The 15,225-nt window shown below is 52.3% G+C and carries 11 protein-coding genes; 4 read left to right on the top strand and 7 right to left on the bottom strand.

Features of this window, described 5'->3' with window-relative positions:
• Positions 1–2: 2 nt before the first annotated feature.
• From pagP to AC6I8D_RS19940, 3 genes are all read right to left on the bottom strand, one after another.
• Positions 3–569, bottom strand: a complete 567-nt coding sequence (gene pagP / locus AC6I8D_RS19950; protein WP_497820703.1) for a lipid IV(A) palmitoyltransferase PagP — start codon at positions 567–569, stop codon at positions 3–5.
• A gap of 331 nt (positions 570–900) precedes the next feature.
• Positions 901–2,352, bottom strand: a complete 1,452-nt coding sequence (locus AC6I8D_RS19945) for a sugar porter family MFS transporter (RefSeq protein ID WP_312055546.1) — start codon at positions 2,350–2,352, stop codon at positions 901–903.
• 219 nt (positions 2,353–2,571) lie between these two features.
• On the bottom strand, positions 2,572–3,474 hold the full coding sequence (locus tag AC6I8D_RS19940) for a LysR substrate-binding domain-containing protein (RefSeq protein WP_312055545.1): 903 nt from the start codon (positions 3,472–3,474) through the stop codon (positions 2,572–2,574).
• 197 nt (positions 3,475–3,671) lie between these two features.
• Between AC6I8D_RS19940 and AC6I8D_RS19935 the strand changes: the two genes are divergently transcribed.
• From AC6I8D_RS19935 to AC6I8D_RS19920, 4 genes are read left to right on the top strand one after another with little or no spacing between them, the layout of a single operon-like run.
• Positions 3,672–4,421, top strand: a complete 750-nt coding sequence (locus AC6I8D_RS19935) for an SDR family NAD(P)-dependent oxidoreductase (protein WP_497820702.1) — start codon at positions 3,672–3,674, stop codon at positions 4,419–4,421.
• 52 nt (positions 4,422–4,473) lie between these two features.
• Complete coding sequence (locus tag AC6I8D_RS19930) at positions 4,474–5,772, top strand: MFS transporter (protein WP_312055543.1); 1,299 nt, start codon at positions 4,474–4,476, stop codon at positions 5,770–5,772.
• A 12-nt stretch (positions 5,773–5,784) separates the two neighbouring features.
• Positions 5,785–6,627 (top strand): transketolase, encoded by an 843-nt coding sequence (locus AC6I8D_RS19925; RefSeq protein WP_312757728.1) that lies wholly within the window; start codon positions 5,785–5,787, stop codon positions 6,625–6,627.
• Between the two features lies 1 nt (position 6,628).
• Positions 6,629–7,639: a transketolase family protein gene (locus tag AC6I8D_RS19920; protein ID WP_497820701.1), complete on the top strand. Its 1,011-nt coding sequence runs from the start codon at positions 6,629–6,631 to the stop codon at positions 7,637–7,639.
• A gap of 889 nt (positions 7,640–8,528) precedes the next feature.
• On the opposite strand, the gene AC6I8D_RS19915 is transcribed toward AC6I8D_RS19920, so the two are convergent.
• The 4 genes from AC6I8D_RS19915 to AC6I8D_RS19900 form a co-directional block, all read right to left on the bottom strand.
• Positions 8,529–8,945 (bottom strand): hypothetical protein, encoded by a 417-nt coding sequence (locus AC6I8D_RS19915; protein WP_497820700.1) that lies wholly within the window; start codon positions 8,943–8,945, stop codon positions 8,529–8,531.
• A 224-nt stretch (positions 8,946–9,169) separates the two neighbouring features.
• On the bottom strand, positions 9,170–10,141 hold the full coding sequence (locus AC6I8D_RS19910; RefSeq protein ID WP_312757726.1) for a ParB family protein: 972 nt from the start codon (positions 10,139–10,141) through the stop codon (positions 9,170–9,172).
• Positions 10,142–10,148: 7 nt separating this feature from the next.
• Complete coding sequence (locus AC6I8D_RS19905) at positions 10,149–11,348, bottom strand: AAA family ATPase (protein WP_046289285.1); 1,200 nt, start codon at positions 11,346–11,348, stop codon at positions 10,149–10,151.
• 2,876 nt (positions 11,349–14,224) lie between these two features.
• Positions 14,225–15,154 (bottom strand): RepB family plasmid replication initiator protein, encoded by a 930-nt coding sequence (locus AC6I8D_RS19900; protein ID WP_031376864.1) that lies wholly within the window; start codon positions 15,152–15,154, stop codon positions 14,225–14,227.
• Between the last annotated feature and the right edge of the window lie 71 nt (positions 15,155–15,225).

The following is a 15,225-nucleotide window of genomic DNA, read 5'->3' as shown; positions in this document are numbered from 1 at the left end:
AATTAAAATCCATAACGGAACCAGGCAAATAGGACATTGCCGTTGTTATAGGTACCGGGAATATAGGTGAACTGCAGATTAAGTGCCTTATAACCGGCGGAGAACAGCGGCAGTACGATCGGCAACGGAATATATCCGCCGAAATCATCGCGCGCCGTAATACCTGCGGTCAGTCCCGCGCCCAACCGGAAGTCCTGACTTGCGCCCGGATACCAGCCTTTTTCCCAGCCATAACCGACAATCGGCTGCCATTTATTATGCGAGTCTTTAAACGCCATCGCATATAACGCACTCCAGTTGCCGCTGTCGTTGTAACGTGAAATCCCCAGGCCACCGCCCCACGGCATCTCGTTATAGTGGTCAGTTTTCTCTTTGTCATACATGAAGCGGGCATGCCAGCTGATAAACGGCAGATATAGATCGGTGTGCTGCGGCTCATTCCACGTTGTGGCGACATCATCCGTCACGCCGTCCCACCACGAGGAAAGTGATGAAACGGCGGTTTCAGCATAAAGCGGCCCGGCGGCCAGCGTCGAGGTAAGCAATACCGTTGCAATGGCAGTTTTCATGGCAGGTCCCTTCAGCGCACGCAGCTCATGTCGAATCAGTATAGCGCAGCGCCTGAGATGCAGATTGTCAGCGGTCATGCTTCGCTTACTTCGCTGCTGAGCCAGGTAATACCGGTCAGCATCCGCTGCGACGATCGGCCAGCAAGCAGAATTTCAGGCTGAAATCGCCAGCGATGCGCGAATGTTAACTGGTGCTGCTCTACTGATTACAGTGAACGTCAGACGGAGGAGATATGTAGTGCAGGCCAGCTATGACGCGGCTACCGCGCATCAGAGCAAAAAAAACCGGACTGGGTTCAGTCCGGTTTTGCTGTGTCGCTGGCGGAAAAAATTAGCTGGCGTTCGCCACTTCAGAATTTTCGCCAAACTTCTCTTTCATATGTGACTCAATCTCTTCCAGACTCTTGCCGCGCGTCTCAGGCACCATCGCCATAACAAAGATCAGCGAGCCTACGTTGATCGCAGCGAAAATGAAGAAGGTGGTGCTGCCGGCATATTCCATGATCGGCGGGAAGCCAAAGGCGACTATCGCGTTAAAGATCCACTGTAATGAGACTGCACCACCGGTTAACACGCCACGCAACTGCATCGGGAACAGTTCCGACATCATCAGCCAGTAAACCGGCGAGATGCACATCTGCATACAAAACAGGAACAGCAGAATACAGCCCAGGGCAAGGTAGCTCTGCATCAGGCTCGGGCTGATGAAGGTCATCACCACACCGAGCAGAACCTGCGAAGTGATCACCAGACAGAGGCCGGTAATCAGCATCGCCCGGCGCGGGAAGCGGCTGACCGCCCAGATACCGACAATGGCGGCCACAACCGAAACTACCCCGTTACCGATGGTCGCGGCAATTGAGGCGCTGGTGCCCAGTCCGGTCTGTTTAAGGATGATCGGAGTGTAATACATAAAGCCATTCACCCCGGTGAACTGGGCAACAAAGCCCAATCCAACACCGATGATCATCAGACGGATCACCCATTTCTCGCGGATCAGGGTTTTTGCATCAGGTCCGCGCTCTGCCGCCCTTGCCTGCTTCTTCATCTGCGCCATTTCATGACGCACTTCACGCGGCGTTTCACGCAGGTATTTGAGGATTTTTTTCGCTTCTTTAAGGCGGCCTTCGGCCACCAGCCAGTGAGGCGAGGCTGGCACAAAGAAGGTCCCGATGAACAGCAACAGGCCCGGCACCATGGCGATCGCCAGCATGTAACGCCACAGATGCTCATCGTGCAGCAGATAGCTCAGCAGAGTACTGGCTACGTAGGCAATCAGCTGTCCGGTAACAATCATCAGCTCATTACGGCTGACCAGCGGCGCACGCAGGCGTGGCCCGGCAATTTCAGCGATGAACACCGGCACGGTAGACGATCCCCCGCCGACCGCGATACCGAGCAGGAAACGCATCGCCACCATCACATTGACCGACGGCGCCAGCGCCGTGCCCAGCGAGCCAAGCACAAACAGCACGGCCAGACTGCGCAGCGTGATGCGACGCCCGAAGCGATCGGAGAAGAAGCCGCTCAGGAACGAGCCGATAGCCGCGCCGAACACCAGTGAGGAAGCCACCAGCCCTTCAGTGAAGGAATTAAGCCCCAATCCGCCCTGATCCGGCGGTGAGGTCATATAAGGTAAGGCACCCGAAATAATCCCGGTGTCATAACCGAAAGCCAGCGCACCCATAGTGGCCACCAGCACCACTAAAAAAATACGCTGGCGTACCGTATCGGCAGGCGCGTGTTCGCCCGCTTCACCAGAATCTGGTGTATTCGTACTCATAATTACCCTGCCATTAACAAGTTAAACATCCGCTGATTAAATTTCATACGGAATAGAAATGGAACATATTTACCGATTGGGAGATGAAGTGTAGACGGTATTTTTGAATTAGCTTTAGCAATGCGCTTTTTCTGTCGGGATATTTAATTACAAAACGGTGTGCTGAAATATGACCGGCAGCAGGGCCGGAATAGTGACGATGCGAAACTTAATTTAACATTATATTAACTCGTTAAGCTCGCTCTGAATCCAGCAAAGGAAGTGGCTGACGCGGGGAAACTGTGCAAATCCGCGCGGGTAGACCAGATGGTGCGCGCTGACCGGCAGGCTGTAGTGCTCAGGCAAAACTCTGACCAGTTTACCGCTGCGTAAATAATCTTCCGCCAGCAACTCACTTTCAAAAATAAGCCCATGGCCCAGCATGGCTGCTTCCAGGCTCATATAGGAACGGTCAAAGCGAAATAGCCATTCATTATCTGGCTGGGGCAACTGCTGAGCAGCAAACCACTGCGGCCACTGAATAAGCGGTGATTCCGATAATATCAATGCATGATTAATTAAATCACCGGCCTGAGTAACCGGATGACGGGCTAAATAATCGGGCGAAGCCAGTACCGACATTCTTTCATGGCGGATGGTTTTAATGTCGAATGACTTCCAGTCCGGAAAACCGTGACGCACCGCAATATCAATATTATCGCGGCTGAAAGATAAATTTTCGTAGGAGCAGGAGAGCGTCAGCTGGAATTCGGGATAGCTGTCACGGAATTTATGGATGCGCGGCAGCAGCCACAGCAGGCCAAAACTGGGCGCACAGTGAATGCGTAAATTGCTGCGTGCTTTCTCATTGCTGATGCGCGCCGTCGCCTGCGCCAGACCCAGCAGTATCGGGCTGATTTCCTTGAGGTAATGTTCGCCCGCCAGCGTCAGCACCACTCCTTTTGCCGAGCGATTAAACAGGATGCAGCCCAGTTCCCGCTCCAGTTTTGCCAGCTGATGACTGGCCGCGGAAGGCGTAATGCTTAATTCTTCCGCCGCGCGCGCCACATTGCCAAAATGAGCAACCTGCTCAAAAACCCGCAGCGATTTAATCGACGGTAAGTGGTCCGCCTGCTTATCCATCTCTTTCTCCATGCCAAAAATTTGTGATGTATGCCCATTTTTAAACCGCAGAAATGTTAACTGCATCAAACCAACAAATTCATTCAGCATCAAATGAATTTTTTTGCATTGCCAATATCGATGGCTTTATCAATTCTGATCGTGACCCTGCCGGTAGGCATACCGAACCACTAATAATTATTCTTCTGGAGTGGACCATGTTACTTGAAAATAAAGTTGCGATTATCACAGGTGCGGCTTCTCAACGCGGCATCGGCCGTGCAACAGCCGCCTGTTTTGCTCAACACGGTGCCCGCGTCGTGGTACTGGATTTAGACCTGCAGGCGGCCAGAGCCAGTGCGCTGGGGTGCGGTGATGGCCATCTGGGGCTGGCTGCAGACGTGACCGATCCGCTTTCGGTGCGCCGGACGATTGAGCAGGTGCTTGAGCACTACGGCCGCATTGATGTGCTGGTCAACAATGCCGGTATCACCCAGCCGGTAAAAACGCTGGATATCAGCGTGGAAGATTACAATCGCATTCTTGATGTGAACCTGCGCGGCACTCTGCTGATGTCACAGGCGGTGATCCCCACCATGCAGCAGCAAAAAAGCGGCAGTATTGTCTGTCTCTCCTCCGTCTCCGCGCAGCGCGGCGGCGGTATTTTTGGCGGTCCGCACTACAGCGCAGCCAAAGCCGGCGTGCTGGGCTTAACCAAAGCGATGGCGCGCGAGTTTGGCCCCGACCAGATTCGTATTAATGCGATTACTCCCGGCCTGATACAGACCGACATCACCGGCGGCCTGCTGCAGGATGAGCGCCGCCACGCCATCATCGACGGTATTCCGCTTGGCCGCCTCGGTGCAGCCAGCGATGTCGCCAATGCTGCGTTGTTTCTCGCCAGCGATCTCTCCGGTTACCTGACCGGCATCACGCTGGACGTCAACGGCGGCATGCTGATCCACTAACGAGCGCCCTGCCCTGCCCGCACTCGGCGGGCTTATACCGGGAGTGAATACCATGACCACGCTTAACCTGAGCGCAGCCTCTGCTGCGCGCGATCTCACCTATCGCAAAATTGCCTGGCGCTTAATGCCCTGGCTGATGCTGTGTTATCTCTGCGCCTACCTTGACCGCGTGAATGTCGGCTTCGCTAAATTACAGATGATGGACGACCTGTCGCTGAGCGAAACGGTCTACGGACTGGGCGCCGGGATCTTCTTCATCGGCTACTTCTTTTTTGAAGTTCCCAGTAATCTGATCCTGCATCGGGTCGGCGCTCGCCGCTGGATTGCCCGCATCATGATCACCTGGGGCCTGATCTCGGCGCTGTTCGCGCTGGTTGAAACGGCATGGCAGTTCTATCTGCTGCGCTTCCTGCTGGGTATCGCCGAGGCGGGCCTCGCACCGGGCTTGCTGCTCTATCTCACCTATTGGTTCCCCTCCTACCGACGCGCCCGCATGACGGTGCTGTGGTTTATTGCCATTCCGCTCTCCGGGATGATCGGCGGCCCGCTCTCTGGCTGGATTATGGCCACCTTTGCCGGCTTTCATGGCTGGGCAGGCTGGCAATGGATGTTCCTGCTGGAGGCTATCCCAACTATTGCAATGGGTGTAGTGGTGCTGCTGGTGCTGAAAGATCGCGTTGAGCAGGCGGACTGGCTGGATGATGAGGAAAAACGCCGGGTTCGCGCCGATCTTGATGAGGATAATCAGCAGAAAGCCTGTCACAGCACGGTAAAAGCGTTTGTCGCAGATAAGCGCCTGTGGCTGCTGGCGCTGATTTATTTTTGCGTGGTGATGGGCCAGTACGCCCTTACCTTCTGGTTGCCCACCCTGGTGAGAAACTCAGGCGTCAGCCAGCCGCTGCATATTGGCCTGCTGACCAGCCTGCCCTACCTGTGCGCCATCATTTTTATGCTGCTGGCCGGTCGCAGTGGCGATCGTCATCGTGAGCGCCGCTGGCATCTGGTGATCCCGATGCTGGTGGGGCTTATCGGCTTGTCGCTGGCGACCTTAATGAGCCACAGCGTCTCTTTATCACTGCTCTCGCTGTGTATCGCCGCCGCCGGGATTCTTTCCGCTTCTTCGCTGTTCTGGATGTTGCCAACCAATCTGCTGGGTGGTGTTTCTGCTGCCGCAGGTATCGCCGCCGTCAACTGCATTGCCAACCTGGCAGGTTTCTTCTCGCCGTGGCTGATAGGTGCCATCACCACGGCAACCGGCTCGCCCGCGACGGGCATGTATTTTATTGCTGCCGTACTGTTGGGTGGCGCGCTGTGCGTGCTGCGCATCCGGGCAGCAGACGTTAATCGTTAAACAGGGGGTAACATGACTGACCATCTGCACGCATCTTCCGGTCTTTCGCTGCAACAACGCGCCACCAATATCCGCCGCCACGCCTTACTGATGGGTCAGGTACAGGGACAGGGCTATATCGGCCAGGCCCTCGGTGCCGCCGATTTACTGGCGGTTAGCTATTTTCACGCCATGAACTATCGTGCCGACCAGCCTGACTGGGAACAGCGCGATCGTTTCTACCTGTCGATTGGCCATTACGCTATCGCGCTGTATGCCGCGCTGCTGGAAGCGGGTGTGATACCGGTAACGGAACGTGAAACTTACGGCACCGATGAAAGCCGCTTACCGATGTCGGGAATGGCAGCCTATACCCCAGGAATGGAGATCACCGGTGGCTCACTCGGTCATGGGCTGGGTATCGCCGTTGGTGCCTGCCTCGGACTGAAGCAGAAAGGTTCGACGGCGCGGGTTTTTAACCTGCTCTCTGATGGCGAGCTTAATGAAGGCTCGACCTGGGAAGCGGCGATGTCTGCCTCGCACTGGCAGCTGGATAATCTGATCGCCATTATCGACGTCAACAACCAACAGGCCGATGGTCACAGCAGCGAGATTCTCGCCTTCGAGCCGATCGTCGATCGCTGGCAGGCCTTTGGCTGGTATACGCAGCGGGTTGATGGCAATGACATTGCAGCGTTACAGACAGCCTTTGATGCCGCCTGTAGCTGGCCGGCGCCGCAACCCCGGGTGATTATTTGCGATACCCGGATGGGTAAAGGCGTCTCTTTTCTGGAGAGTCGTGAGAAAACGCACTTTATTCGGGTCGATGCCGATGAGTGGGATAAAGCCCTGACCGCGCTGGAGCAAGGAGTCTGAGATGAATTCACAACCACAGAAAAAACGCCTGACAACCTCAGCAATGATTGCGTCGATCGCCGCCGAAGGTCAGCCCACGGTCTCTGCACCGTTTGGACATGCGCTGGTCTCGCTGGCGCAGCAACGGCCTGATGTGGTCGGAATGACGGCTGACCTGAGCAAGTACACCGACCTGCATCTGTTTGCTGATGCGTTTCCTGAACGCTTCTATCAGATGGGTATGGCGGAACAATTGCTGATGAGCGCGGCGGCCGGGATGGCGCGCGAAGGCTTTACCCCGTTCGTCACTACCTATGCGGTGTTTGCTTCGCGCCGGGCCTACGACTTTATCTGTATGGCTATCGCCGAAGAAAATCTTAACGTCAAAATCGCCTGCGCGCTGCCCGGCCTGACCACCGGTTACGGTCCCAGCCATCAGGCCACCGAAGATTTGGCTATCTTCCGCGGGATGCCTAATCTCACCATCATTGATCCCTGTGATGCGCTGGAAATTAGCCAGGTGGTGCCGGCCATCGCCGAGCATCAGGGTCCGGTTTATCTGCGGCTGCTGCGCGGTAAAGTTCCGCTGGTGCTGGATAAATATGACTATCGCTATCAGCACGGTAAAGCTCAGCGTCTGCGTGGCGGTAAGCATGCGGTCATCATCAGCAGCGGTTTAATGACCATGCGGGCGCTGGAAGCTGCCGAGGCGCTGGAGAAACAGGGTATTGAGGTGGGCGTGGTCCATTCTCCGGTGATTAAGCCACTGGACGAAGCGACCATCCTGCGCGAAGCGGGGGAAGCGGTCGAGGCAAATCGGCTGGTAATCACTGCTGAGAATCACTCGGTGGTCGGCGGTTTAGGCGAGGCGATTGCCGGAGTCCTGATGCGCAACAACGTCACGCCACGCTTTAAGCAAATCGCACTGCCGGATGCGTTTCTGGCGGCGGGAGCTTTGCCGACGCTGCATGACCGTTATGGTATCTCTACCGAGGCGATGGTGAAGCAAATCACCGCCTGGCTGGCGGAATAAGCTTTATCGAAACCGGGCCTGGCCCGGTTTTTTTTTCTGCTTTGTGATTCCTGCTTCCTGCAATTTTCACCAGCCCGCTATTTCTGAATCCCCGTTCCGCCGGAGATAAGCGATTAAACGGGGCTCATCCGAACCTTCTCTACTGATTGCAGTGGTCAGCGAATTTCTGACAGCAAAGCATAAGCTGAATTCTGCGCACCACTGGGCAACAGCGTTTGTTCTTATCCGGTTCAGGCAATGGAGTCCGGATTTTCAATCGAAAAACGCTATTCACTGTAAACAGCAAACGGAGCAGTTATCGATCTGCTGCCTGCGAGCAGCGGCAATGAAGGTGGCCGCGAGGCTGGAGCAGTGTTATCCAAAGCACCGTTACCGATCGCAGTGAACGTCAGTTTGCAGCGCAGGAACCGATATCGTTGTTCGGTCTGGTGGACATATCCTGATGACAACATGTTTTATGAGACTGAGCCAGCAGCCGCAAAATGCACGATCGGCAATCGTCAGAATAACGGGCAGAGAGTGAAGTTATTTAATCCAAAAAAAGTTATCCACTTTTTCTGTGGATAACTGAGGGATATTTTCTGAGTATCTTTTTTCTCTGGGCTTACGCGGCTTCGCTGCTGACCTAAAATGCGTATTTTATTTGCTCGTCGCTTCGTCCGGGCGCGCAGGATCAAGCTTTTAAGGCGTGAAATAGTGGCGATTTCAGGCTGAAATTCATAATATTTATGTATTAAAAACAATCATTTAATAACGAAATACCCCTGGCGTATAAATTTATTGCCGGCAGCGGCCTTTACAGTAACCGGATTGTCAGGGACAGAACCGGTTTCAGCGAATGTAAAATTAAGGTTAAGTGGTTACTAATGAACCAGCTGGCTGAATTTTTTTATTGCAAAGCGGTGATTGTTTTGGGCTGGCAAACTGAATAAAAACGTGCAGAAAAAAATGTAATCTGCGGCTTTGGCTTTGGCTTTGGCTTTGGCTTTGGCTTTGGCTTTGGCTTTGGCTTTGGCTTTGGCTTTGGCTTTGGCTTTGGCTTTGGCTTTGGCTTTGGCTTTGGCTTTGGCTTTGGCTTTGGCTTTGGCTTTGGCTTTGGCTTTGGCTTTGGCTTTGGCTTGGCTTTGGCTTTGGCTTTGGCTTTGGCTTTGGCTTTGGCTTTGGCTTTGGCTTTGGCTTTGGCTTTGGCTTTGGCTTTGGCTTTGGCTTTGGCTTTGGCTTTGGCTTTGGCTTTGGCTTTGGCTTTGGCTTTGGCTTTGGCTTTGGCTTTGGCTTTGGCTTTGGCTTTGGCAGGGAAGTCTGCCATTTCGCTGGCGGTGTGAAATGAAATCTGGCGATTTCAGCCTGAATTTCACTGCCATATATCAATTTTAATTCAAATATATCAAACACATACAACATTACTCATAAATGAAAAGCTGGCGATTTCAGCCTGAAATTCACCTTCAGAGCAGGACGCAGCGAATTTTTGCTGGCTGCAGACATAAAAAAAGCCAGCGACGAGCGCTGGCTTGATTGTCCGATGAGCAATTAACGAGAGAGATATTTTTTCAGTGTCTCAGCAATGACTTTATCCAGCTCTTCCTGCAACTCTTTCGACTGGCGATTAAACTCATAGCTAAACATCCGACCGCGAACCTTCTTACGGGCAAAACGATCTTTGTCAGCAAATGACCAAAGCGTTGTCGCCTGCGTTTTATCTTTTTCTGGTTCTTTTATCAATGTCTGGCTGCCCTGGCGAATCAAACGCAGGATATGGTTTTTAAGCTCATCCTCAGCCAGACCATCACGCGAACAGATCACATCAATTTCCATCGAGATTGAATCAATTAGCGCTTCAACCGTTTGTCCGGATTCACTGAGTTTATCTGCAGCCTGCAACAACGCTTTGTAGTCTGGATAGGTTAGCTCAGAATGGTTGGGGAACAGCGAAATCAATTCAGCCGGAACGCTGGCCGCCTGTAATGCTCGCGTCACTTTAGCCTGCGATAAACCCTGATTCTCGGCGATCTCTTTCTGCGACAAACCGCCATCTTTTAGCGCTAACAGCCGCATGCCCACTTCACGTAGATTGTGTTCACGCGCAGTCTGAATATCCTGCGCCAGACGACGCGCCTCATCAGCGCTGATTTCTGCATCGCTGATCAGAACATCAAGACCGGTTTTGCAATAAATTGCCGCAGCACGACGACGTGAACCATCGAGGATTTCTATCCGGTCGTTTCGCATTATCCCGATAGCCGGGAAGAACTGTTGCAGTTTTATGGTGCGAATAATGTCACGCAGTGAATCCGGCGTCAGCCCGGCCTGGTCGCGGCCGTTCGTTTCCATCGTAACAAAGGTTTTAGTTTCAACTTCATTTGCGGCGATGCGCTCAAAGCGAAACAGTGCGCGCTTACCGGTAGCCAGCACAAAGGTCTGGCTGTGCTGGTCACCCTTGTTGTCATTATCCAGCGGAGTCTGGCTGAAGGTTCTGCCAATCGTAATTCTTTTTGCGCTCATACAAACCTCAGTTCAGGCGAATAAATTCGATACGGTCAAAAACCGCTTTAGCGAAATCCTCAGCAGCCGAGCGCGCATTTTTTAACGCTTCACTACTGCCGACATAAGTTGAAGGATTTGCCGAGATCACGGTGTCAAATGACTCACCGCACCGTTCGAAGCCGTCAAGGCGGGGCAGGGCCGCGTCCAGCATGTCTCCACCAAAGATTTCTTTGGCGAGGCTGTGACACAGTTTGTGATCCGCCTTGTTAGAGAGTTTCGACATAAAGCCGATGTTGCCTTGCAGCCGGCAGGTTGCACCTGAGTCTTCAATGATGCCGATCAGCTCGGGTAAACGGGTCAGGTACTTCAGCGTTGAATGGAAATCGACCTGAGCAGGCGGCACCGGCGTCATCAGCAGGTCTGACGCGGCAATGGCGTTCTTCAGGAAAGCGTCCAGATGCGGACCACTATCAATAAAGATGAAGTCATAATCTTTCTTCAGTTTTGCTATGACGTTGTCATATAGCACTGAATGAACGTTTTGACCTGGCAGATGCTCAGCGCACAGTTCATCCCAGCGTGAGGCTATAAAGGCATCGTCGATTGACGCTGGCAGTACATCAACACCCGGGATGATTGATGAGACGATGAATTCATTCACCAGCTCATCGCGGCTTACGTTCTGCAGCATGGCCTGCGCCGCAGTCGCTTCTACCAGGCCGACTGAACGCTCGTGATTCAAAAACATGGTGGCGGATGACTGCGGATCGAGATCAATCACCAGAATGCGCAAATCTTCAAATAAAAGATGGGGATGAGCGCGCAGCGCGTGTGCCAGCGAAACGGTGGAAACCGTCTTAGAGACGCCGCCTTTCAGGTTACCCACGAACAAAGTATAAGCATCAGCGTGACGGTCACGGTACTTAGGCACACCGCGGTGGTGGTAAATGTCGATGATGTTTTGAATCGACATCGCATACTTTACCGATGAACCGGCTGCGCGTTTATCAAACTGGTAGCCACTCTCTTCCATCTCATTAACCGCGTAATCTACACTGGCACGGGTCAATTTAGGCAACTTGGCTAACGCCGCTTTGGCATAGACCTGATAATAGGTGTTTTCGTGTAACTCTTGTTTTTGCGCCTGAATTTGCTCGGTGAGGCTTAACAGCATGCGTTCTGAACGCTGCGCCACCTTCATTACCTGCTTATCATCGTTAGCCATAGTTGCTCCAGACATGTAGGATTTATGACTTTATACAGAAATCCTGCACACGAGGCAATAATTTATCTTCTCAACGTAAACCCCGAGTTTGTGTAGTCAGGCTGGTTATGGTGAGCTTCATCACATTATCAGCGCTATACTGTTTTGGCTAAGTCTTCTCAAGTGAGCTGAACGTTCACTGTAATCAGTAATCGGGTTCAGAATATTCACTGTAATCAGTAGAAGGCGAAGGGTGGCCAGGGTAATAAGGATTAAGGTCGCCAATAAAGAAGAGAACAGGGCATAAAGCCAGGAAAGGGCAGGGAGCGGGCACAGCAGGCACAGCAGGCACAGCAGGCACAATAATATCAACCAGGAAGGGATTCAAACATTCACTGTAATCAGTAGTTCCGGTTAGCGCAGACGCTGCTAAAAGAGAATTAGCCCGTAAGCGACTGCCACTGAGAAAACATTACTCCCTTTTTGAGGGCGATTCTTAACTGCTTACCACAGTAAAGATGAGCCACACCTCAGCACCCAGCATCTCAGCACCTCAGCACCCAGCATCTCAGCACCTCAGCACCTCAGCACCTCAGCACCTCAGCACCTCAGCACCTCAGCACCTCAGCACCTCAGCACCCAGCATCTCAGCATTACGGCACTGCAGTGTTGCGGAAACAATTAACGGAGCGTTCACTGTAATCAGTAAAGTCCCCCCATAGAGGCTTGCTGCCTGCCACGACCGGGACCGAAACACCCTGAACGTTCACTGTAATCAGTAAATTGATGGCCTCCGTAACTCATGCGGTAGAAAATTCCGACAATCATTCACTGTAATCAGTAAATCTCAGCAAAGGTTGTTCGTTCTGTTTAATCATTGAGTGCAGGCTAACTCACGCACACTGGGACTGACAGGGGGGAATAGCCAATATTGCGTCAAACGTTCACTATAATCAGTAGCGCAGCCTTATTCTGCTAACACAACATTCACTGTAATCAGTAAAAAAGCAGGCCCGGGCATTAATGTTCACTGTAATCAGTAAACAGTCATCGTCAGAACTGCGGCTTATTTGAACGGACATTGAAAAGTGCTGATTGTCTTCATCTGCTATCCAGCCCAATGCGAGCCTTCAGGCGACGGCGTACAGCCCTGAGCTTTGGAGCGACTGACGTTTAATCTGCTCCAAAAGAGCTGAATCCTAACCTGAGCGGTGAACGGTTGCCGCGCGCCTTAAGTACAGAGTCGGCGAGCATAAGCCTTAGCCTTAGACGCATGCTTTAATCACTCAGACGGCGAGCAGATTCCTGAGCCTCTGTTACGTGCCTTAGGCGCTCAACTGGCTGGCAGAACCCTGAGCATTTGACGCGCACCTTTAGCACCGAGTCGACGTGTTGAATCCTGCACCTTTGCCGCGCGCCTTAAGCCCTACCGACGGACAGCACCCGAACCCCGGACCTGAGATTGAACCGTTGCCGTCCGCCTTCAGTCCTGGCAGGGAATGCTTAACCTGGCCTTTGCCGTGAACCTTAAGCATACAACCCGCGCGCAGATCCCTGAGCTTTGCCATACGCCTGAGGCTTCGAACCTGGGCGCAGAAACCGGACCTGGAATCTGAGTTTAAACCGTTGCCATGTGACTTACCCATTGAACCGGCGGACATAATCACGGGATTTCAGCCTTAAACGTGAATTCGGACCTTTGTCACGAGGCGTGAGATTTAAATCCTGTAGCAGGACAGTGCCATGCATGCAAAACCGTGAAGCCTAAGCTGGGCTATGAGACTGGGGCTATGAGACTGGGCCTTTGAGGCTATGCTATGAGGCTGCGTTTTAGACGAAGTGCCCAGTCTCAGGCATTAAACTCAAGCCGAAGCGTTAATCCTTACACCTCCATGCAGAACTTCAGCGTTACGCCGATGAAACAACAGCAGCCCTGCGCTAACTGCCGTTTGCTGAGCAGCGGAGCAGGATACAATCAGGCTTACAGCCAGTTACAGCGCGCTCAACTATATAAACCGATGACCACGGGTGAGGGCCGATCCGCCCACTAACCACACGCAGAACCTCAATCTAACGTTCACTGTAATCAGTAGTCCGATTAACGCGCGGGTTCTCCGGCACCGCAACGCCGCAAACATTCACTGTAATCAGCAGACCATTCACTGTAATCAGTAAACCCTCCTCCTGACGATCGCGCTTTGCTGCCATAAGCAGCGTCTTGTTCAAAGCGTATCCAGCAGGAGAACAAACTGCGCGCAACGTTCACTGTAATCAGTATTCCAACCGTTTTTCATCTCATCACTAACGACAAGCAACATGGCATCCCCATGTGTAGCGGGTATGGCTCAGGTTAAGAGCAGCGGGGTACAGGGCTTTAACGTTCACTGTAATCAGTGAATTTGCCAACCCTGTCACTTTTGTCACTGGTAGTCCTGAAAAGCGATGCTTGTCGGTGTAATAGCCTGCACTCAGATGCGGATTCAGTTAATCGTCTTACTGCTCAGTGAGTTAGACGTTATCATTCACTGTATTCAGTAACCTACCGAGGTAAAGGGTTCACTGTAATCAGCAGAACCGCTGTGAGTCCATGGCAACATTCACTGTAATCAGTAAAGCGGGTAAACGCAGCGGCCGGTAATGAGAGGAAAAAATAAAGCAAGCGCTCACTAACCTTCAACCTACTGTTATCGGGCAGATTTTATAAATGTACTCAGAAGAGTAGCGTTTCACCTGAATGACCTTTGCTGATTACAGTGAACGTTACTGATTGCAGTAAACAGTGACAGGGGAACTGATTACAGTGAACGGGAGGGAACAACGGGGAAAAGACGCAGTGTCACGTTTCGGCTGAAAGTGACACTGCAACGCACAGTAACTGATTGCAGTGAATGTTGAGGTCAGTCGTCGAATTCAATCTCATCCAGCGAGTCAATGCTCTCCAGATTACTGATGCCATCAAGTTTCGGCGTACGGCTGTGGATGATAAAGAATACCGAGCGGCCGCGTTTCACCTCTGAATAATCAAGGTAACCAATCTCTTTCAACTGCTCCATTGCACGGCGCACTACGTGATTTTGGGTGGTGGTTTTAGAACCGAGGTTCAGACGCATCCGCAAACGAGCGAGGGAGATGGGTGCAGGATTGGTCGGCAGACTTTCGAGGAAAGTATAAAGCGCCTGCGCTGACTCTTTACGCTTGAGCCGTGAGATAGCCCGCAGCTGCAGTAAGACCTTGTGATCGAAGTTATACAGTTCAAATAGCTTAGGATCGGCCTGAATACGAACGATGTCTTTCTCACGGTCGTAATAGGCGGACTGCACCAGGTGTGTATGGTACGCCTTGCCGTTGCCTTCAAAAGAGAGGGTGTTGGTCGCAATACGACGCAGAGAGGCATCCAGTCGCTTACGCAACGCGGCAGAGGAGTTGGCAGAAGGAATGCCACACATCTTCACAAAATCGATAAACGGCAGCGTCACCGTGTCGCCTTTGGTCGGATAACGCGAAAAGGACTGGATAATGCCAGCCCAGGTTTTAAAGTCGTTATCCATATCCAGTCGCGCGCCAGTGATGGTAATCTTTTCATAGCCTTCGGCTTTCACCAGCGAGAGGTTTTTCAGCTCCTTGGTCGCATCGGTTGAAGCCATCGCACCCGATTTACCGCGCGCAGTCGATTTCAGCGTCGGAACAAACAATCCTAACCGCATTAAGGCAACAGGCTGGACCGTATTATTCTTGTTGGGATGAAGCTGAATAACTTCACCACTGTTTTTGGTCACCGACAGAAAAGGTTCTAGTAACGCTTTGTTTTCACTGTCTTTATCTGCCATGGCTTGAGATCTTCATTCTGTGGATGAAAGGGATCGTTTTCTGACTACAGTGAACATTAGCACTGTTTATA

It is taken from the genome of Pantoea sp. X-Soil-MYKO-1785 (assembly GCF_059730675.1).
Note: the sequence above shows the minus strand (reverse complement) of the source record. Positions and strands in the feature narration are given on the sequence as shown.